18 protein-coding genes and 1 tRNA gene are annotated in these 19,908 nt (G+C 57.7%); 11 read left to right on the top strand and 8 right to left on the bottom strand.

All coding sequences use genetic code 11. The features are described 5' to 3' along the window. Positions 1 to 35 precede the first annotated feature (35 nt). The 4 genes from JHC09_RS02060 to JHC09_RS02075 all read right to left on the bottom strand — a co-directional run bounded on the left by JHC09_RS02060 (position 36) and on the right by JHC09_RS02075 (position 4,321). Positions 36 to 1,118 (bottom strand): ABC transporter ATP-binding protein, encoded by a 1,083-nt coding sequence (locus JHC09_RS02060; protein ID WP_199530604.1) that lies wholly within the window; start codon positions 1,116 to 1,118, stop codon positions 36 to 38. A 5-nt stretch (positions 1,119 to 1,123) separates the two neighbouring features. Continuing rightward, entirely contained in the window at positions 1,124 to 2,047 is a 924-nt protein-coding gene (locus JHC09_RS02065; protein ID WP_169194148.1) for a carbohydrate ABC transporter permease, read from the bottom strand. Then, on the bottom strand, positions 2,044 to 2,985 hold the full coding sequence (locus JHC09_RS02070; protein ID WP_199530605.1) for a sugar ABC transporter permease: 942 nt from the start codon (positions 2,983 to 2,985) through the stop codon (positions 2,044 to 2,046). The genes JHC09_RS02065 and JHC09_RS02070 overlap by 4 nt, the downstream gene beginning before the upstream one ends. A gap of 94 nt (positions 2,986 to 3,079) precedes the next feature. Next, positions 3,080 to 4,321, bottom strand: a complete 1,242-nt coding sequence (locus JHC09_RS02075) for an ABC transporter substrate-binding protein (protein ID WP_169194150.1) — start codon at positions 4,319 to 4,321, stop codon at positions 3,080 to 3,082. A 103-nt stretch (positions 4,322 to 4,424) separates the two neighbouring features. On the opposite strand from JHC09_RS02075, the gene JHC09_RS02080 reads away from it, so the two are divergent. Next, entirely contained in the window at positions 4,425 to 5,585 is a 1,161-nt protein-coding gene (locus tag JHC09_RS02080) for a LacI family DNA-binding transcriptional regulator (protein ID WP_248308863.1), read from the top strand. 55 nt (positions 5,586 to 5,640) lie between these two features. Further along, positions 5,641 to 5,717 (top strand) — tRNA-Arg (locus JHC09_RS02085). 153 nt (positions 5,718 to 5,870) lie between these two features. On the opposite strand, the gene JHC09_RS02090 is transcribed toward JHC09_RS02085, so the two are convergent. Together JHC09_RS02090 and JHC09_RS02095 are read right to left on the bottom strand one after the other, a co-directional pair. After that, positions 5,871 to 8,486, bottom strand: coding sequence for a DUF4344 domain-containing metallopeptidase (locus JHC09_RS02090; RefSeq protein WP_199530607.1), 2,616 nt, complete (start codon positions 8,484 to 8,486; stop codon positions 5,871 to 5,873). 412 nt (positions 8,487 to 8,898) lie between these two features. Then, the gene (locus JHC09_RS02095) at positions 8,899 to 10,296 is read right to left on the bottom strand and encodes an MFS transporter (protein WP_349236497.1); all 1,398 of its coding nucleotides are present in this window, start codon (positions 10,294 to 10,296) and stop codon (positions 8,899 to 8,901) included. Positions 10,297 to 10,367: 71 nt separating this feature from the next. Between JHC09_RS02095 and JHC09_RS02100 the strand changes: the two genes are divergently transcribed. Next, positions 10,368 to 10,931, top strand: coding sequence for a TetR/AcrR family transcriptional regulator (locus JHC09_RS02100; protein ID WP_199530609.1), 564 nt, complete (start codon positions 10,368 to 10,370; stop codon positions 10,929 to 10,931). Positions 10,932 to 11,048: 117 nt separating this feature from the next. Here JHC09_RS02100 and JHC09_RS02105 read toward each other — a convergent pair whose 3' ends face one another. Together JHC09_RS02105 and JHC09_RS02110 are read right to left on the bottom strand one after the other, a co-directional pair. Then, positions 11,049 to 11,270: a hypothetical protein gene (locus JHC09_RS02105; protein WP_199530610.1), complete on the bottom strand. Its 222-nt coding sequence runs from the start codon at positions 11,268 to 11,270 to the stop codon at positions 11,049 to 11,051. A gap of 160 nt (positions 11,271 to 11,430) precedes the next feature. Continuing rightward, positions 11,431 to 12,537: an FAD-dependent oxidoreductase gene (locus JHC09_RS02110; RefSeq protein ID WP_199530611.1), complete on the bottom strand. Its 1,107-nt coding sequence runs from the start codon at positions 12,535 to 12,537 to the stop codon at positions 11,431 to 11,433. Positions 12,538 to 12,714: 177 nt separating this feature from the next. Between JHC09_RS02110 and JHC09_RS02115 the strand changes: the two genes are divergently transcribed. From JHC09_RS02115 to JHC09_RS02150, 8 genes are all read left to right on the top strand, one after another. Then, the gene (locus tag JHC09_RS02115) at positions 12,715 to 14,181 is read left to right on the top strand and encodes an ABC transporter substrate-binding protein (RefSeq protein WP_349236504.1); all 1,467 of its coding nucleotides are present in this window, start codon (positions 12,715 to 12,717) and stop codon (positions 14,179 to 14,181) included. 134 nt (positions 14,182 to 14,315) lie between these two features. Then, positions 14,316 to 15,263, top strand: a complete 948-nt coding sequence (locus tag JHC09_RS02120; protein ID WP_349236505.1) for an ABC transporter permease — start codon at positions 14,316 to 14,318, stop codon at positions 15,261 to 15,263. Then, a complete protein-coding gene (locus JHC09_RS02125; protein ID WP_199530612.1) occupies positions 15,260 to 16,108 on the top strand; it encodes an ABC transporter permease in 849 nt (282 codons plus the stop codon). Before JHC09_RS02120 ends, JHC09_RS02125 begins: the two co-directional genes overlap by 4 nt. Continuing rightward, entirely contained in the window at positions 16,105 to 16,905 is an 801-nt protein-coding gene (locus JHC09_RS02130; protein WP_199530613.1) for an ABC transporter ATP-binding protein, read from the top strand. Before JHC09_RS02125 ends, JHC09_RS02130 begins: the two co-directional genes overlap by 4 nt. Continuing rightward, positions 16,902 to 17,663 carry an ATP-binding cassette domain-containing protein gene (locus JHC09_RS02135; RefSeq protein WP_199530614.1) on the top strand — a complete coding sequence of 254 codons (762 nt, stop codon included), beginning with the start codon at positions 16,902 to 16,904 and terminating at the stop codon, positions 17,661 to 17,663. Before JHC09_RS02130 ends, JHC09_RS02135 begins: the two co-directional genes overlap by 4 nt. After that, positions 17,660 to 18,445 carry a DUF1684 domain-containing protein gene (locus JHC09_RS02140; RefSeq protein ID WP_199530615.1) on the top strand — a complete coding sequence of 262 codons (786 nt, stop codon included), beginning with the start codon at positions 17,660 to 17,662 and terminating at the stop codon, positions 18,443 to 18,445. Before JHC09_RS02135 ends, JHC09_RS02140 begins: the two co-directional genes overlap by 4 nt. Positions 18,446 to 18,776: 331 nt before the next feature. Further along, positions 18,777 to 19,184, top strand: coding sequence for a CidA/LrgA family protein (locus JHC09_RS17035; RefSeq protein WP_349236498.1), 408 nt, complete (start codon positions 18,777 to 18,779; stop codon positions 19,182 to 19,184). Next, entirely contained in the window at positions 19,181 to 19,900 is a 720-nt protein-coding gene (locus tag JHC09_RS02150; protein ID WP_199530616.1) for an LrgB family protein, read from the top strand. The genes JHC09_RS17035 and JHC09_RS02150 overlap by 4 nt, the downstream gene beginning before the upstream one ends. Positions 19,901 to 19,908 lie beyond the last annotated feature (8 nt).

A 19,908-nucleotide genomic window follows, 5' to 3' on the forward strand; every position in this document is an offset into this window, starting at 1 on the left:
AAGAACGGCGCCCCTTGGGACGCCGTTGCTAATTCTTAGAGGCGGTTCTCAGTCTGTGCGTTGAACAGCGAGCCGCGGGCGATATCAAAGCCGAGAGTAACCTTGTCGCCGACGTTCAGATCGATGTCGCTCGAGCACCGGAAGGTCACCGAAACACCAGCGACCTTGGTCCAGGCCAGAGTTTCCGAACCCATAGGCTCAACGATTTCGATCTCCGCCTGTGTGGTGAACGGCGAACCCTGCGCCGCGTCGCCGAGGAAGATGTGTTCTGGGCGAACGCCGAGAACAGCCTTAGTTGCGCCTGTTACGGGCTTGACGAAATCATACGTGCCGACCGGAATTTTGGTGCCATCTTCAGCGGTGAAAGTGGCGCCATCCAGCGTTCCGTTGAGGAAGTTCATCGACGGCGAGCCGACGAAACCCGCGACGTAGAGATTGACCGGCTTGTTGTAGATGGTGTGCGGATCAGCAAGCTGCTGAATGACACCATTCTTCATGATGGCAATACGGTCTGCCAGCGTGAGCGCTTCGATCTGGTCGTGGGTCACGTAGATCATGGTGTTCTTCAGGCGCTGGTGAAGGCGCTTGATTTCAACACGCAGGTCCGAGCGCAGCTTGGCGTCAAGGTTGGAGAGTGGTTCGTCAAAGAGGAAGACGTCCACGTCACGTACCAGTGCACGGCCAATGGCGACGCGCTGGCGCTGACCACCGGAGAGGTTCGCTGGCTTACGGTGGAGAAGTGGCTCGATCTGGAGGATTTCGGCAGCACGCTTGACGCGCTTGTCGATCTCTTCTTTTGCCATGCCGGCAACGCGAAGACCAAACGAGAGGTTCTTCTCGACGGACATCTGCGGATAGAGCGCATAGGACTGGAACACCATGCCGATGCCACGGTCCTTGGGCTCTTCCCAAGTGACGTTCTTGCCGTTGATGAAGATCTGGCCGTCGGACACTTCCAACAGGCCCGCGATGCAGTTGAGCAAGGTGGACTTGCCGCAACCCGATGGGCCCAAGAGAACGATGAATTCGCCGTGCGCGATGTCCAGGTTGAGGTTTTCGAGAACCTTGACGGAGCCGAAGTTGAGGGACAGGTCTTTAATGGAAACGCTTGATTGCATGGTCGTTATCCCTTCACGGCGCCAGCGGCGACACCGCGGACAAACAGCTTGCCGGAGACAAAGTAGACGATCAAAGGCACGAGGCCGGTGAGTACGGTAGCCGCCATGTTGACGTTGTACTCAGGCGTACCCTGGGCGGAGTTGACGATATTGTTCAGCTGAACGGTCATCGGCTGGTTATGCGTGCCTGCGAAGACAGCGCCGAAGAGGAAGTCGTTCCAGATGCCGGTGATCTGCAGGATGAGCGCAACCACGAAGATTGGCAGCGACATTGGCAGCATGATTTCAAAGAAGATGCGCCAGAACCCTGCCCCATCGACACGCGCAGCCTTGAACAGCTCTTGTGGCAAAGACGCGAAGTAGTTGCGGAACAGCAGCGTCAGGATCGGCATGCCGAAGATGGTGTGGATCAGGATGACGGCTTCGAGCTTGCCGAAAATGCCCAGTTCACGGGTGATCATCACGAGCGGATAGAGCATCACCTGATAGGGGATGAATGAGCCGAAGATGAGGATCGAGAAGAAGATTTCCGAGCCCTTGAAGCGCCAGTTGACCAGAGCATAGCCGTTAATCGCGGCAATGAAGATCGAGACGATCGTGGAGGGAACGGTGATCTTGACCGAGTTCCAGAACCCCGGGGACAGGCCATTACAGGTCAGGCCCGTACAAGCACTGGTCCAAGCACTGACCCAAGCATCAAAATTGATCTGGTTCGGCAGTGCGAAGATCGAGCCGAAGCGGATTTCTGGCATGGTCTTGAACGAGGTCGAGACCATCACATAGAGCGGGAACAGGAAGTAGAGCGCGAAGAAAACCAGCGTCGTGTAGAGCATGATCTTCTTCGGCGTGAAGAAGGGCTTTGGCTTGGGGCCGCGCGGTTCAGTCGACGAAACAGGCGCAGCGCCAGTCATGGTTGCAGTGGTACTCATGTGCGTTTGCCCTTCCCGCCGAATTCCAGATAGGCCCACGGGATCATGATGATCATGACGGAAATCAGCATCATGGTGGCTGCGGCCATCGCCTGGCCGATATTGCCGCCAGAGAACATGTAGTTAACGACGTATTTGGCAGGCACTTCGGACGAAATACCGGGGCCGCCATTGGTGAGCGCAACGACCAAATCGTAAAGGCGCACGATGCCGGAGCCGATCAGCACCACAGCGGTGACGAGAACGCCACGCATCATTGGCAAAACGATCGAGACATAGGTGCGCCAGGTCGGAATGCCATCGACGCGCGCGGCCTTCCAAATTTCTTCGTCAACGCCACGGAGACCGGCAAGCATGAGAACCATGCAGAAGCCAACGCCCTGCCAAAGGCCGGCGATCAACAGCGCAAACAGCACCATGCGCGGATTGGAAATCCAATCGAAGGTAAAGTTAGCCCAGCCCAGATCGCGCATCGCGCCCTGAAGGCCGAGAGTGGGGTTCATGATCCACTGCCAAACAAGGCCCGTAACGATGAACGACAAAGCGAAAGGATAGAGCATGATGGTGCGGAAGGCGCTTTCGAAGCGGATCTTCTGGTCCATCAAAACGGCCAAGAGGAAACCCAGTACCAGCGTCAGCACGAGGCTCATGGCACCATAGGTCATCAAATTGGTGACCGAGATGTTCCAACGGCTGGTCGCAAACAGGCGATCATACTGGTCGAAGCCAACGAACTTGCCAGTCGGCAGGAGCTTCGAGTTGGTAAAAGAATAATAGATGGTCCAGATCGTGCACCCGACGAAGACGACGAGAACTGTCGCGATCATGGGCAGCGCCGCTATTTTGGCGGGCAGGTTTTTCCGGAAGGTTTTTTGCAGGAGACCAGGTCGAGCGACGTCGCGACCCTCCTCCACCGTTTGAACGGCTATGTCCGCCATTTTTCTCTCCATTGAGAAGATGGTCGACCTCCAATCCGGAGATCGACCACCGCTTTCAGGAATGAGAACTAGTCCTCATTCAACTCAGGCAGGATTAGTCAGCCTGAGCGACGATTTCGGCACGGCGCTCGATGTAGTCATCAACAGTGATGTTTTCATCGGCGAAGAACTCGAGATCGAGATCCTGCAGCTGCTGCTGGGTGTCGCTCGAGAGCGAGAAGTCACCCGATGGCAGCAGGCCATTGCCGAGCAGGTCGATGGCCTTCTTCATGCAAGCGTTCGCGCCCGACAGGTCGATGTCGGTACGGATCGGCATGGAGCCCTTGACCATGTTGAACTTCAGCTGAGCTTCTGGAGAGATGAGCAGGCGAGCAAGATCTGCCTGTGCATCAAGAACTTCCTGAGAAGTGCCTTCTGGGAGCTTAGGGAAGTAGAAGCTGTCGCCACCGCCGGTGAGCTGAGTGCCAAGGCCGAGGCCTGGAAGGCATTCATAGTCTACGCCTGGTACGCCGCCTGCGATCTGCAGGTCGCCAGCGAGCCAGTCACCGTGGATGTTACCAGCAGCTTCACCAGCGAGGAGCTGATTGCCAACGTCGCCGAAGGACGGAACCATGGTTTCTGGTGCAGTGACCTTACGGAGCGAGTCCATAGCTTCCGCAACCTTGCGGAACTCTGGCGAACGCACAGCTTCTGGGTCCTTGTCGCGGTTGATCTTGAGAACCAGATCAGCACCACCGATACCAGCCATCAGAACGCCTGGTACGCCGTTGATCGGCCAGCCGGTTGCGAGACCGAATGGCAGAATGCCGGCTTCCTGCAGAGCAGGCCAGGACGCTACGTATTCGTCCCAGTTGGTTGGAACTGGCTGACCAATCTTTTCGTAAGCCTTGGTGGAGAGCCAGAGCCAATCCCACGAGTGGATGTTGACTGGCAGGCAGTAGAGACCGCCTTCGTACTTGCATGGCTCAAGCTGGGTAGGATCGACATAGAAGCTTTCGATGTCCATGTCAGCGACGATGTCGGTCAGGTCGCGCATCAGGCCAGCCTGGATCAGCTCTTCAGCGTCACGGCCGGTGTTCATCATGGTCGCGCCCATTGGGTTGCCACCGATGATGCGGGAAATGATGACTGGGTTTGCGCCAGTGCCCGAACCAGCAAGGGCGCTATCGACCCACTTGTTGCCGGTTTCAGCTTCAAAAATCTTGGCGAATTCGGAGACCGCTGCCGCTTCACCAGCGGAAGTCCACCAGTGGGTGACTTCAAGATCAACAGCGTAAGCAGCAGTCGAGCCGAGGAAAGCGGTTGCCATAGCGGCAACCACTGCGAACTTCTTCATGAGATTGTCCTCCCGAGACACGGGGCGCCACCGCCCCAGTGATGCACCTGATGCAACCCTCCTCTTCCCAGAACAGGAGCCGCATCGGTGTGTAATCGATTGCATGTGCCCCCTAAAATGGCATTGCAATCGATTTCAGGAGTTTCATACACGCCTTGCGCTGCTGTCAAGAGTGTTTTACATCGATTGCATAAGCTGTCAGCACAGAGGGGAGCTGCCAGACGTGTCTGAGCATAGAAAAACACCTACAATTCAAGATGTTGCCCTAGCAGCTCAAGTATCTACCGCCACTGTGAGCCGCGCTTTATCTCACCCAGATCGGGTGAGCGAGACCACGCGTGCAAAAGTTGCTGATGCGATCCATGTAACCGGTTACACCCTCAATTTAGCGGCCCGCTCGTTGCGGCAAAGGACTACCAAGACTATATTAGTTGCACTTCCGGATATCAGAAACGGGTTCTTCTCGTCTATTCTGGACGCAATTGAGCGCGAGGCCACGGCCCGCGGATACGGCGTTTTAATTGCCAATCTCTACATCGGCGCCGAGAGTGCTATGCAATTGCAAAGCTATTTGCTTTCCAATCGCGCCGACGGACTTTTGCTGCTGGATGGGTCGCTCGACGCGCGGACGCTGCAAATTCTGACCTCAGAACCGCATGCAATTCCCCTCGTGGTCGCCTGCGAAGAGATCGTCAACGCAGGGTTCCACACGGTGCTTACCGACAATGCGCAGTCTGCTGACCGCGCGACCCAGCATTTAATCGATCTTGGCCACAAACGGATTGGGCACCTGCTGGGACCTGAGAGCAATGTCGTCGCCAAGGAGCGGCTCAAGGGTTTTCTGGCAGCGATGAAGCGCGCAGATCTGCCAGTGTCGCCAGAGTGGCTGCTGCGCGGCAATTTTGAAATGGACAGCGGGTTCGGCGCGGCATCACGCTTTGCCTCACTGTCTGAACGTCCGACGGCTGTGTTCGCAGCCAATGACGAATCGGCGATCGGGTTCATGTCCGGCTTGCGTCGACACGGCATCCTCTGCCCGCGCGATATTTCCATTATCGGCTATGACGATCTCGACGTGGCGGCGCACTATACCCCTGCCCTGACGACGATAAGACAGCCACGGCAAACGTTGGGCCGGATGGCCGCAGAAACGCTGATCGACATGCTGGAAGACGGCTACATCAAGCGCGGACAGCTGCGCATTGTGTTGAACTCGGAGCTCATTGTTCGGGAAAGCACCAGTCACCCACAGGCAGACGCGTGAGAGCGCAAGTGGGGTGTGGTAATTTCAGCAAAATGCTGTAAAGCAAAGCCCGCTAGGCCCCTTAGCTCAGCTGGATAGAGCAACGGACTTCTAATCCGTAGGTCGCAGGTTCGAATCCTGCAGGGGTCGCCAGTTTCCTGAAATTGTTATCGAACTTTCGGCAGGCGGGGCAGCGTTTGCGCACTGCCCCGGAGCATTCGGGTACGATTGCTTTGGTGGGTCACCTGGTCCATCAAGCCTAGCGTTGTTTGGCGACGCCTTGGCCGGATGGAGCAGAACCATCGGCTAGTCGATTTGACCGGCCATGGGCAGACCGTTGGAGCGCCACGCCTCGATACCGCCACGGTACCAATAGGCCTTCCAGCCGGCCATGCCAGCCCGCAGAGCGGCATTGTAGGAGGAGCGGTCCTGCATGCCTGCGCCGAAGAAGATGATCGGCACGGATTTGTCGCCGCCTGTTTCCTCGGTCAGCCAGTCTTCGATAAGCCCCTGAAATCGATCTGTAAGGCTACCGTCGCGCCCGGCGTCGACCACTGCAAAAGCGCCGGGCAAGGTTTCTGCGCCGCCACTGGTATCCACCAACAACCAATTATCGTTGCCGGTCAGTAGGTCGACGATGGCGGGGGTCGTCAACACATCGGCGCGCATGTGAGCAGCTGGAGTTGGACCACGATAGGGCGCGGGGAAAAGGACCGAGGTTGCAGGGACACCATAATCGGCGAGCTCGTTGAGCGCGCCCGCGGTAACCATCATCTCTGAGGTCACGGCAACAGTGTCAGCCTGAGCCGGTGGTGCGGAGGATGTCTGCGTTCCGCCCAATTCCACCTCAGCGAGCATGCCAATGAGATACTCGATGAGGTCGTAGCACATGGTGATACTGCCCTCACTCGGGTTGTACCATGCGTTGAGTTCACCGCACTGGCGATAGGTAACGGTCAGGTCACGCGGCAGAACGTAAGTCTTGGAAAGGTCTTCGGCAAAACCGCGCAGACCATCTTCAAATGTCTCGACCAAGAAGCGGCTGACAGGCGTTGTCGGCTGCTCGAACGTCACCTTCACAGCAGCTCCGGGGGCATCGGCCATCAAATGCCCGTCTGGATGCCAGGTGCTAATGCGGGTGTGCGGCGCTAGGATCGTGCGCCAAGCGCGGTTTTGACGATTGAACTCTTCGGCGCAACGCGACAGCGTCCGCTCTTCCATGCCGACCTGCTCGGCGATGTGTTCGTAAAGACCCGGATTGCCGCCGTAGATCACGCAAAATGTGTTCCGGAAGCGCCGCAAGTCGCCGGTGTGCTCGTCCTGCCAAGGCAGTTGCTGACCGGTCTGGGAATTGATCATGCCGCCATAGTACCAAGGCAGGACCGAGTAGATCGCCACTTCGCGACCGATCAGATCGATGTTTTCATCACCCGAGGGATACATGGTCGGCTCGACGACGCGCAGCGCGGAGAAAATGTCGACCGCGTCCTCTTCTGGCCCAGTGGAGGGCAATTGCAGTTCGGCAATCAGGGCATGGCCGAATTCATGCATGAATATGCCATTGGTGACGCCCAGATAAGCGCCGATCAACTGCGACTCATGCGTGTTGATGAAGGGGATAGCTCCCTCCCCTGTTGATGAGGTTGGGGGCGGAGCGGCGCTGGTTCCCGTCGTTTGCGGCGCTGCAGCATTGCTCGTCGACACGACAAAATCGCTAAAATAGAAATCGCCACGCTCATAGGCCAAGATGCCAACGGCACCGCCAAGAATTGCCTGCTCATTGACCTGTGCGATGAGTTTTCCATTGAGGAAAAAGCCACCCACGCCGGGCTGTTCAACCCATTCCAGCAGATCAGTGCCGTCCACCTTCGCAGCGCCCGGGAGGCGACCGATCTCGGTGGATTTGCCGTCCTCACCAAAGCACAGGACAAGGCCATCACCACCCAAGGTGATCTCGCCAAGGCATGAGTTCTTGGTCGTGGCGCTTTCGACAACAATGCCTGCCGCCGAGAGTTTGAACTCCTCGACAGTCCGGCCTTGTGGGGGGCGTATGTTGACGTTGACCTTTACGACGCGCTCGCCCGAAGCGACGGGGCCGCCCATAGGCATGGTGAAAAAGTTTTCCGAGCTGGCCTTGCTTTCGTTGACCAGCACCAACCACTCATTCTCGAAAAACGTGCCCCACCCTTCACGGTTTCCGGAGCCAATGATCGAGGTCGCCAGCGGCCCCATGATCTCAGCCATGCGGGTGGCGTTGGCGTCGCTCCCCGCCGGTGGCGGCGTTGTGGCGGGGGCATCAGCGGGGGCTGACGCGCCTGCGCTGCCGCCCCGTGGTGGGAGACCCGAGCCTTGAGCCGGTGGAGGAGCAATGTCCTCCATATCGGTCACCATGAATTCAGCGACGCCAAAGGTGCCACGCTCGAAGGCCATAACCCCAAGCTCGTCGCCCAACGCGGCGGCGTTGGGAACGTCACCCAGAAGCTTCCCGTTGACGATGAAGGTGGCAAGACCGGGCGTTTCGATCAAATCAATGACGTCGGTGCCATCGAGCTTGGCGGCTTTGGCGACGGTGGCGACCGATTCAAATTTTCCATCGATGACGCAAAACAGATTGGCGGCCGCTTCCGCAGTCAACTCGGCGACGCAGGTCCCCTTGTTTGCGCTGTTGCGAACCACCATCCCGATGGCTGCAGTGGGCTGCTCGGAACTGATGGAAACATTGACGGAAGCACGACGCCCCGCGGCACTGGGCGGGCCCGCTTTAATCGTCAGAGTTTGTTCGGATTTTTCCAGAGTGTCGTTGCGCATAACGAACCAGCCGTCTTGCTCACCGGCAAACCAGCCGCGTTGCAATTGCTGATCCACAACACCGTCCAGCGCTCCCAGTATCTGCTGGCCAAAAGCCGGGCCGGACAGTGACAACCCAGAGGCTGCGACACAAAAAGCTAACTTAGAAAATTTCATCGACAACCTGATAATCAAAACTGCTGCGAGGCAATGTGGACTGGGTAAGCGACCGGGGGGCCAAGAAATATTTTAGCCGCCGTTAACTCAAACAATCAAACTGGTATTCCAGTTTCGTGCAAGATGCCAATTGCGGGTGTGAATAGAGGCCCGTTTTGGGGCCTCCGAGGCGCGCAGTCTGCGCAAGTCGACAAATAGTCGCTCTCGGAAAAATTTGAGTACTGCCAGTGATCAAGCAGGCGTACGCACTCAGATCCATCTGACATATTTGACGAGCAGAATTTAAGTCTCGGCTCTCGGGACAAAAAAAGACCGCTCCCGAATGGGAGCGGCCGATGCAGTTTAGCGCCGAACAGAACCTGTACCGAGCTTATGCCGTTGTGCTGCGCGGGATCAGCATAGCGAGGACCGCACAAACCACGGCAGCGACCAGCCCCATGACGAAGACGGAGTGGAACCCGGCGCTATGATCAGCACTGGCTGTGCTCGCAAGGATCGAGCCTACCAAGGCTGCCGCTACGGTGGTGCCGAACGAGCGCATGAGCGTATTCAGGCCGTTGGCGGCAGCGGTTTCACTGCGCGGGACCGCATCCATTATCAGCGCGGGCATTGCTGCGTAGCCAAGGCCGATGCCGATGCCGATGACCACATTCACGATCGGGATGTAGATGGCTTGCAGAGGCACAAGAACGCAGAAGAGATAGGCCACCGCGATCACTGAAGCGCCAGCCACGAGAAGCGGGCGCGTACCCACACTGCGGGCAATACGACCGGAAATCGGCGACATGGCCAGCATGGCCAAGCCGGCCGGCATGAGCATCAGGCTGGCGGAGAGAAGATCGATCCCCATTCCGCCCAAGGCGGCAGGAAACTGCAGCAATTGTGGGAAGGCGATGCTGGAGGAGAACAAGGCAAAGCCCATGGCCACCGACGCAAGATTGGTCGTGAGAACGGCAGGCTTAACGCTCACGCGCAGGTCGACCAATGGGTTGGAAATGCGCAATTCGTAGATGGTCCATAGCGCCAAAGCGACAAGGCCGACGCCAAAGCACAGCAAGGTCGGCATAGCGCCCCAGCCCCAAGTGTTGCCGCGGGAGATCGCAAGCAGCAGCCCAGTAAGACCAATGGCGAGACCGATGACACCAACAACGTCAACGCGTCCACCGCTCTTGACGCCGGTCTTTGGCACCACTGCCCAGATCAGCGCAAAGGCGACTGTGGCGAGACCCGCCGCCAAAATGAACAGCATGTGCCAATCAAGGTTTTCGGTCACCAGAGCGCTGACCGGCAGGCCGATGGCACCGCCAACGCCGAGCGTCGCACTGACCAAAGCAATGGAACTGCCCAAGCGCCGCGTATCGACAATGTCGCGCAAAAGGGAAATGCCGAGAGGGATAACACCCATGCCCATGCCCTGAAGCGTACGGCCAAGGATCATGGGTATGAGGCCTTGAGACATGGCGCAGACCAGCGAACCAAGGGTCAGAATAGCCATCAGGATCAGCGCGACAGTACGCTTGCCGAACATGTCGCCAAGCTTGCCGACAATCGGGGTCGAGACTGAAGCGGCCAGGAGAGTGGCCGTGATCACCCAAGCGGTGTCTTCTGCCGGCGCATTGAGCAATTCAGGCAGTTTGCTCTGAATCGGAATGAGGATCGTCTGCATGAAAGACGCGCCCATGCCCGCAAAGGCAAGAACGCCTACGGTGAGGCTTTGTCTTGCGCTGCTATAGGCTGAAGAAAAAACATGAGCGGAGTCGGCTCGCACGAAAGGCCTCGAATTTTAAGATTGGGTCTACTATATGAGACTGCGTATCACACGATAGGGAGTCGTGAGAAATGAATTTGCGCGAACGCACCGCTGAAATCATGCAGACCGAAACGGCACGAGCGGCGCTCGATGTGCTCCTCGCGCATGGTTATGATGGCATGACGGCGGACGAACTCGCCAAGGCCGTTGGCATCTCGCGAGCGACGTTCTTCCGATATTTCGGATCTAAGGACGAAGTGATCATCGCTGCGATGCTGGAGGCCGACGACTTCTTTGAGCGCAGGTTCCGGGAATTTGCCGCCGACACGGAGGACGGTCTGTGGGCGCGGATGCGCCGGGCATTTGAACCCACTGTGCTGGCCGCAGAAACGAACAGCGAAAAATTGCGGGCACGCACGCGCCTTATTCAATCGCAGCCCATGCTAGGGGCCAGGTTGCGTCGGGCACGCTTGCCGCAGATTGAACGACTTGCAGCTGTGCTGGAGGAAGAGGGTCTGACCGACATCCAAGCTCACGCCATGGCCACGGCCGCAATTGCCGTACTGGATTACTGCTGGTCGCAATGGGCGCGAGACGATGAGGCTTCGCTGCGGTCCATCCTCGACGAAGCGTTCCACTTTATGGGACGCTAAAGGCCGGCTGGCACCGCAATAGATGAGAGGCGCAGACACTGCCTGCACCTCAAACGCAAAAACCAACTCACCGATAGTGCGACGCTACTCACCGGACATAACGGCGAGACAGTTCAGTTACTTAATTTCTGCTGATAGCCTTTCAAAATACGCAAGCGCTTCGTCACGAGAGATCGAGCCGCTTTTGTCCACGTCGTTCTGATCAAACATGTCCGTGACCATGGCTTCAGGCTCCTCAGATATCCAACGTGTAAAGACGTTGCCCTTCGAGGGACCTGCATAAGCGAGACCGGCTAACGCCACCGCAATCGCTCCTGCCAATAATATCTTTGCCCTCATTTATTCGATCTCCAATGTCGCAAACATCCGAGCAACTCGGACAATTCTAAAAATATCAGTCAACTATGCCGCCACGCACGGTACATGGCGGAACATTACTTGCCAACGACGTAATTTGATCGAATGCGTCACAAATTCAAAGACGACGCGGATTTGACGGCTAGAGCACGGTGCGTCCGGCCAACATCTCCGAAGCGGTTTCGGCGGCAATATCCCCGAGAATGGCGCAACAGACGGTTTCGCCCACCATGACCCCGAGCTTGAAACCGTGGCCGGAACAGGCGCTGACAACCCAGCCTTTTGCGTCGAGCGGTTCGACGCGGAAACGCTCTTCGTCAGTCACCGTGTAATAGCAAATTTTGCGTTCTAATTCAGCGTACTGGGACGCATCCTTAAAAACTCGTTTCAAGGCATCCAGCACAGGCGTGTAGTCCTCTGCAGTCGCGATGCGATTGTCCGAACCGTGGCCAATACGCGAGAAGTAGTGGTCACCAATCTTGAGGCGCGTACCGTCTTTAGGCGGCAGGATATAGGCGAGCTTGTCGTCCAGATGGTCGATGACCACCGGCGCGTTGTTCCAAGCATCGGAATATTGAGCGGGCGGCTCGAGATAGAGCACCATCTGGCGCGAGGCCTCGGCAATGTCGGCATAACCGGGCAATAGATCGCTGATCCAGGCGCCGGCGCAGACCACGACCATATCGCCGGTAATGATCTGACCGTCGGCCTCGACCGTTCCCGCTATGGCATCAACCTTGGTGACGCGCGTGTTGGGGCGAAGATCGGCCCCATTTGCATCGAGCCATTTTGCCAGATCGGTAACAATGCGATCGGCATAGAGGAGCCCTGCCCCATCCGCTTCATAAGCGCTGACAGCGCCCTTCATATTGAGGAAAGGCAGACGCTGCTCGAGCTCGGTAAGTGTAAGCGGACGATGCTTGATGCCGACCGCATCCAAAGCCGTGGCGGTACTGGTGTATATGTCCGCGTCAGTGCGGGAGACATAGATCGCCGGGGTCTTATGAATATGGGTCGCGCCAATGTCGGCCCAGAGCTCGTCATAGAGTTCAAAGGTCCGTGGCATGAGCGCGGTGTAGCCCGGCATGCCCGTATAGGTGTGACGCGTGATCCGATGCTCATCGAAGGACGAGGAGATTGGGTTCGGGATGGGGCCCTGATCGAACAGCGTAACCTCTACCCCGCGCTTGCGTAACCGCCATGCCAAGCTAAGGCCTGCGATTCCTGCACCAACGATCAAAACTCTCATGTCAGCCTCATTTACTCGTTTCAAATCGCCCGCGCGACGAAGAAATATATTCTCAAAAGCGAACGAGTTTCGCGAAAATCTCTATCCGGCTTATAGTGTTTTCCCTAAACGAGAGGGATATAATTTCAGCCAATGTTTTAACTGAGAGTTCCAGAAGTGAAAGTCTCAAAGCTTCTTATCACCGCCGCTCTCCTCGCTGGCGTTTCCACCGCCACGACCGCTTGGGCGCAGTCTTATAACCCAGATGCGTCCATCCGCATTGGTTCGCTCTACGAGCCGCAGAACCTCGACAACACCGCAGGCGCTGGCCAGGGCATCAACGAAGCTTTCAACGGCAACGTTTATGAAGCTCTGTACCAACTGACCGATGCAGGCACTGTCGATGCCAAGCTGGTTGAAAGCCACGAAGTCAGCGAAGACGGCCTCACTCACACCTTCAAGCTTAAGTCTGGCGTGACCTTCCACTCCGGCGATCCGCTGACCGCTACTGACGTGAAGAACTCGATCGAGCGCGTTACCGCAGAAGCCTCCAAGAGCTCGCGTAAGAACAGTCTCAAGACCATCACCGCAATTGACGCGCCAGATGATCAGACCGTGGTCATCACCCTGTCCGCACGTTCGGTGAACCTGCCGTACAATCTGTCCTATGTCTGGATCGTCAACGACGCTGCTGGTGACATCACTGCTGCGGCCGACGGCACTGGCCCATACAAGCTTGGCGAATGGCGCCGTGGGTCGGCGCTAGCACTGACTCGCAACGACGCCTACTGGGGCGAAGCGCCAAAGAACGCTGAAGTGATCTATACCTATTTCACGGATGCCACTGCGCTCAACAACGCACTTCTGACCAATGCGGTCGACGTTGTGACCTCGGTACAGAGCCCAGATTCGCTGCAGCAGTTCGCTGACAATCCAGCCTATACCGTGACCGAAGGTGCTTCGACCACCAAGGCGCTGCTGGCTTACAACGACCGCGTTGCACCGTTTGATAACGTCAAGGTTCGCAAGGCTCTGGCCCGCGCAACCGACAAGGCGCGCCTCTTGAACTCCATCTGGGGTGAATATGGCACGCTGATCGGCTCGTTCGTCCCACCCACCGATCCTTGGTATGTAGACCTGACCGGCGTCGATGCCTATGACGTTGAAAGCGCAAAGGCTCTGCTGGCGGAAGCAGGCTATCCAGATGGCTTTGAATTCACCATCGACACCCCAGACTACGATCCGCATCCGATCATCGCGCAGTTCCTTCAGACGGAATATGCCAAGATCGGCGTGAAGGTGAACATCAACATCATCACCTCCAACGAATGGTACACCAAGATCTACCAGGCGAAGGATTTCCAGGCGACCCTGCAGGAACACGTCAATCACCGCGATATCGTGTTCTACGGCAACCCAGACTTCTACTGGGGCTACAATAACCCAGCGGTTGTTGAGCTGATTGCTGGTGCGGAAGCTGCTGCCGACGAAACCGAACAGGTGGCTAAGCTCACTGAAGCTAACAAGATCATTGCGGAAGATGCAGCCAGCAACTGGCTCTACCTCTACCCACAGATCGTGGTTTCGGCTGCAAATGTCACCGGCTACCCAGTCAATGGCCTGAACTCGCAGTTCCCAGCCTATGGCATCGAAAAGACTGAATAAGCCTCGCGCTTATAGTCTTTAGAGACACGAATTATACGCGCCACCGGGTTCGCCCGGTGGCGTTGTCATTGCGAGGAAGCTAATGTCGCGCTTTCTCTTCGAATTAGGGATTCTCGGCCATTCTCGCCTATACGATCCGACGCACGTTCATCTTGTTGGTATCGCTGTTTATTGCGGCGATTGTGCTCTTTGTCCTTTTGCGTTTGCTACCCGGCGACCCAGCCAATGCGCTGCTTGGTGTCGGAGCAACTCCAGCACAAATTGAAGCGGCACGCGCGCAGGTTGGTTCTGACCAGCCGCTTTACGTGCAATTTGGCAGCTATCTGCAAAGCCTCATTCGTTTTGACCTCGGCAATAGCTTTGTCAGCAAAGCCTCGGTGCTTGAGGAAATCGGCAACCGCATGTCGGTGACGCTACCGCTGGCGCTGCTGGGTTTTGTCCTTTCCATCCTGATTGCTGTCCCACTCGGCGTCGTCTCTGCGGTGAAAGCGGACAAATGGTATGGCTGGTTGATCTCGGTGGTTTCCCAGTTGGGTATTGCCATCCCGGTGTTCTGGGTGGGGATTTTGCTGGTGACGCTGTTTGCCATCAATTTGCGCTGGCTTCCCTCCGGCGGGTTCCCGCTCAAGGGATGGGCAAATTTCTCGGACGCTGCGATTGGCATGATCCTACCAGCGGTGACCATTGGGCTGGTGATGGGCGCTTCGCTACTGCGCTATGTTCGAGCGGCAACTCTGGACGTTCTGGGCAGTGACTATCTGCGGACGGCCCGCGCTATGGGCGCAGGCTTTACTGAAGCCCTGCTCAAGCATGGTCTACGCAATGGCGCTGTGCCGGTGATTTCTATTTTGGGCATTGAATTGGCGACGACATTTCTTGGCGCCGTGGTGATCGAGAAGGTGTTTAGCCTACCGGGCATGGGCTCGATGCTGCTGCTGGCGATCCAACAGCGCGACTACCCCAATGTGCAGGGTGTTCTCATTATCTCTACCCTTCTCGTCCTGCTGATCGGCTTTGCTGCGGACATTTTGCAGCGTGTTGTCGATCCGCGTCTGCGGACTAAATCGCGGGTGCAAGCATGAGTCAGACCATGGACTTAAGCGCGCCGGCCAAACCAAAACTTTCACTCACCTTGTGGGCAGGGATTTTTCTCGTTGGCCTGCATGTGGTTGTTGGCCTGCTCACGCTCGTCTGGCTGCCCTATGATCCGAACGCCTTTACTGGCGGGCGACTTGAGGGCGCCAGTTGGCTGCATTGGACAGGCACTGACCGTCTCGGGCGCGATCTCTTCACCCAGTTGATGATCGGCAGCCGCATTGCGCTGCAGGTGGGCGTCTGTGCAGTGATCATTGGTGGCGTGATCGGGGTGACTTTGGGCACGATTGCGGCCTTCGCAACGCGCTGGCTGGATGATGCTCTAGCGGCGACGCTCGATATTCTGATCGCCTTCCCCACTCTACTCATTGCCATGCTGGTGGTGGCAGCGAGTGAGACGGCGTCGCTAGGCTCGGCCATCCTCGCGCTGGGGATCGCGCTTTCGGCTATCGTGGCACGATTGACGCGTATTCTGGTGAAGCGCGTTCTTGTGATGGACTACATAACGGCCGCGCGCACCTCGGGCTCGAGCTGGCTAAAAATTGTCTTCGTCCACATCATCCCCAATATCTGGCCAACGCTATCGGTGAATTTTGCCCTGCAGTTTGGCCTCGCGGTCATTGCGGAAGCGTCTCTCTCTTATCTGGGTCTGGGTGCGCCGCCGCCAAACGCCTCTTGGGGGCGGATGCTGCAGGAAGCGCAGGCTACAGTTTATAACGCCCCCCTTGGGGCCATCGCGCCGGGTGTGGCGCTGGTGACGCTGGCAATTGGCGTCAATCTTCTTGCAGACGGTCTCCGCGACGTCATTGATCCGACGAGGCAGGGACGATGAGCCTTCTTACTGTCAACAATCTCACTGTGAAGGCTGGCGCAAAGGCGCTGGTCTCAGACCTGAGCTTTACCCTCGACAAGGGCGAGCGGCTGGGGCTAATCGGGGAATCCGGTTCGGGCAAATCTCTGACCTCACTGGCCGTGACAGGCCTTTTGGCAAGGCAGTTGCAGGCTGAGGGCGTTGTGACGCTCAAAGGAACGCCGATCATTGGCGCGAAAGACCGTGACCTCAATGCTCTACGCGGCACTGCAGTCGCCATTGTCTTCCAAGAACCGCTGACAGCGCTCGATCCGCTGATGCGCGTTGGCCAGCAGATTAGCGAGGTGGTCAATCGCCGCGCCAAGCGTGACGGCGATCGGGTGACGCGTGGTGAGATGGACGCGGAAGTGGCGGCACTCATGGATGAGGTAAATCTCCCCGCCTCCCTCGCCAGCAAATACCCGCATGAGATGTCGGGGGGCCAGCGGCAACGCATAGCCATTGCTATGGCGCTCGCCTGCAAGCCTGACCTTCTTATCGCCGATGAGCCAACGACTGCCCTCGACGTCACGACGCAGGCCGAAATCATGAGTCTTATCAAACGGCTCGTGGCGGAACGTAACATGGCACTTCTCTTTATCAGCCACGATCTGCCGGTGGTGGCCAACACGGTGGACCGGGTGGTGGTGATGCGGCACGGGGTAGCCGTGGAAGCCGGAGCTGTGGGCGAGGTATTCCGTTCTCCTCAGCATGATTACACCAAGAGCCTGCTGGCGGCGGCGAAGGCCTTTGACAACGCGATCGGGGGCCAAGCATGAGCCTCGTTAGCATCGACAATGTCAGCTTCGCTTATACAAGCGAGCGGCAGATTTTAGCTGGCGTCTCCACTGAAATCGCACCGGGCGCTACCGTTGGCCTTGTAGGTGAATCCGGCTCGGGCAAAACCACACTGCTCCGCCTGCTGCTGGGCCTGACCAAGCCGCAGGGCGGGACCGTTCGGTTTGATGGGCAGGTGCTCGACCCGAGCAATCGGGCATTTATGCGCGATTATCGTCGGCAGGCGCAGGTGGTGTTCCAAGACCCCTACTCCTCGCTCGATCCGCGCCAAAAAGTGTTTTCCATTATCGCCGAGCCGTTAAAGTCACTGCGCATCGCAGGCGACCACAAGGCTATGGTGATGGCTGCGCTGGAGGCCGTTGGCCTTGAGGCCGATAGTGCCAATCGCTATCCGCACCAGTTCTCGGGCGGCCAGCGTCAACGCATCGCTATTGCTCGCGCTATTGTGGCAAAGCCCAAGCTGCTGCTTGCCGACGAAGCCGTGAGCGCGCTGGATCTGACGACCAAGGTGCGCGTTGTTGAACTGCTCCGCACACTGAGCCGCGATATGGCCCTACTCTTCGTTTCGCATGACATCGCGGTCGTCGCAGCGCTGTGCGAACACATTATCATTTTGGAAAAGGGCGTGATCGTCGAGCAGGGTAAGACTGCTGAAGTTCTCGCCAATCCGCAACATGCCTATACGCAGCGGCTGCTCGCCAGCGTGCCGCGCCTCTCGTTCAAGGATGAAGAGCTATGACTGACTATCCAACTGAATTTGCCGCCTGGAAAATCCGCCGCCTTGAGGCGCTGAAGGCTCCAGATGGCTGGCTCAATATCATTGCGCGCGACTGGCTGAGTGAAGGCACGGTCAAAATTGGCGCGGCAGACGATAACGACATTATCTTGCCGACCGGCCCGGCTTATGTTGGCACGCTGACACAGGACGCAGAAGGTGGCGTGACTTATGCCGCGGCTGATGGTTCGGCCCCGATCAAGCTCGAATTGAACAAGTATAAGCCACCGCGCTTCACGGCTGAGAACCTGCTGCTGGAAGTGACAACGCTGAACGGCGAGAACGCTGTTCGCGTGCGCGACACCGCGTCTAAGGCTGGCGAGGAGCTCGGCGAGATCGAGTATTTCGATCTGGACCCAAGCTGGCGCATTGAAGCCAAGTGGGTGGCGCTCGAAGAGGCCAAGAACCTCTCCATCTCGACCTCGAAGGCGATCCCCACCGAAGTTCAGGCAACCCATAAGGCCGTGTTCGACAAGGACGGCGTGACCTATGAGTTGCTGGCAACACACGGCACCAAGGAAAGCCCGCAGTTCGTCATTCGTGACCTGACCAGCCGCGACAGCACCTATGGCGCCTGCCGCTTTGTGTTTGGTGAAAACGTGAGCGAAAACAGCATTGTACTGGATTTCAATAAGGCATTGAATCCGCCGTGTGCGTTTACCGATTTCGCTGTGTGCCCGCTGCCGCCAGCCGAAAACGTGCTACCGATCCGCATTGAGGCGGGCGAGAAGCGTCTCGCGCACTAAGGGCGTTTTAGGAAGTGAGACCTCCGCGTTCGCGGGGGTAACGGGGGTGGTGAGTTATCGGCTCGCCACCCTTTTTGTATGTGTTTTGGGAGCCCCCACCCCGGCACTACCCACAAAGGGGAGAGGCATTGAGGGTGGCGTGTTCAAGCCTCACGAGATTGGAAGGCCCCCTCACCCGGCCTGCGGCCGACCTCGCCCCCTAAGGGAGAGGTGAAGAAAGGTTCTGGGGCAATTCGGGCGGGTGATTGCGTCTTGGCGGGGAGCGGCATATGTCGGGCGCAATAGCTCAGCGAAGCGGCAGCCCCATGCACGCTTCACAACGGAGATTTCGGTGCCCCCAATCGAAGAACAGCCGCTAAAGCCCGGTGATTATGTCGCCGGGTTTGCCATTCTCATCCTCTGTCAATTAGTGGGGGAAGTGCTGGTGCATGCGATCCGCATTGTGCTGCCCAGTTTTGCCTTCCCCGGCCCTGTGGCGGGAATGCTGCTCCTGCTCGCACTGCTGCCCCGACTTCCAAAGCAGCGGCGCTCGGTGATGGCTGTCGGCAACGCCCTCCTCGGTATTTTGGCGATGCTGTTCGTGCCTGCGGCAGTGGGCGTGATGCAGTATGGCGATCTCGTGCTGGCTTGGGGCATTCCCCTTGTGTTGGCGCTGGTTGTTTCAACGGTGCTGACACTGCTCGCGACGGTTGGCACGTTCCTGCTGACGGAAAAGCTAATGAACCGAGGCAAGCCATGACTGGGCTGACGGGCGTTTGGGTATATCTCGCAGCCTCCCCCCTCACCTGGCTGGCAGTGACACTGGTGGCCTATGCCACCTCGCTCAAGATCGGGGCATTTTTCAAAGGCTCGCCTTTTGCCAACAATGTGCTGATCAGCGCGGCGATTATCATTCCGATCCTGCTGATCTCCGGAACGAGCTACCCGACCTATTTTGAGGGCGCGCAATTCGTGCACTTCCTGCTGGGGCCCGCAACGGTTGCGCTGTCGATCCCCTTGTTCCGGAATATCGACGCGGTGAAGCGCTCGGTGGTGCCAATTGCGGTATCGCTGGTGGTGGGAGCTATCGTGGCCATGGCGAGCGCCGTGGGCATTGTCTATCTCTTTGGCGCGCCGGCTGAGGTGATCGCGTCGATTACCCCGAAATCTGTGAGTGCGCCGATTGCGATGGAGCTGGCCAAGAGCCTTGGCGGCATTCCATCGCTGGCCGCCGTCTTGGGGATCTCCACGGGCATTACCGGGGCTATTTTGGTTACGCCTCTGATGAACGCACTCAAGATCAAGAACTATGCGGCGCGCGGCTTTGCTGTCGGCGTAACATCGCATGGGATCGGCACGGCCCGCGCCTTGCAGGTGAGCGACGTGGGGGGCGCGTTTTCGGGCATTGGCATGGCGCTCAATGGCGCGTTCACAGCGCTGATCGTGGTGGGCTTACAAGTGTTGTTCAACGCGTAGCCAGACAA

Source organism: Devosia sp. MC532 (assembly GCF_016461625.1).
Lineage (GTDB): Bacteria > Pseudomonadota > Alphaproteobacteria > Rhizobiales > Devosiaceae > Devosia.

Coding starts and splice junctions, on each gene's coding strand:
- JHC09_RS02140 (WP_199530615.1), top strand. CDS start 17,660: ATGACTGACTATCCAACTGAATTTGCCGCCTGGAAAATCCGCCGCCTT.
- JHC09_RS02080 (WP_248308863.1), top strand. CDS start 4,425: ATGTGCCCCCTAAAATGGCATTGCAATCGATTTCAGGAGTTTCATACA.
- JHC09_RS02135 (WP_199530614.1), top strand. CDS start 16,902: ATGAGCCTCGTTAGCATCGACAATGTCAGCTTCGCTTATACAAGCGAG.
- JHC09_RS02130 (WP_199530613.1), top strand. CDS start 16,105: ATGAGCCTTCTTACTGTCAACAATCTCACTGTGAAGGCTGGCGCAAAG.
- JHC09_RS02060 (WP_199530604.1), bottom strand. CDS start 1,118: ATGCAATCAAGCGTTTCCATTAAAGACCTGTCCCTCAACTTCGGCTCC.
- JHC09_RS02110 (WP_199530611.1), bottom strand. CDS start 12,537: ATGAGAGTTTTGATCGTTGGTGCAGGAATCGCAGGCCTTAGCTTGGCA.
- JHC09_RS02150 (WP_199530616.1), top strand. CDS start 19,181: ATGACTGGGCTGACGGGCGTTTGGGTATATCTCGCAGCCTCCCCCCTC.
- JHC09_RS02075 (WP_169194150.1), bottom strand. CDS start 4,321: ATGAAGAAGTTCGCAGTGGTTGCCGCTATGGCAACCGCTTTCCTCGGC.
- JHC09_RS02065 (WP_169194148.1), bottom strand. CDS start 2,047: ATGAGTACCACTGCAACCATGACTGGCGCTGCGCCTGTTTCGTCGACT.
- JHC09_RS02100 (WP_199530609.1), top strand. CDS start 10,368: ATGAATTTGCGCGAACGCACCGCTGAAATCATGCAGACCGAAACGGCA.
- JHC09_RS02070 (WP_199530605.1), bottom strand. CDS start 2,985: ATGGCGGACATAGCCGTTCAAACGGTGGAGGAGGGTCGCGACGTCGCT.
- JHC09_RS02125 (WP_199530612.1), top strand. CDS start 15,260: ATGAGTCAGACCATGGACTTAAGCGCGCCGGCCAAACCAAAACTTTCA.
- JHC09_RS02105 (WP_199530610.1), bottom strand. CDS start 11,270: ATGAGGGCAAAGATATTATTGGCAGGAGCGATTGCGGTGGCGTTAGCC.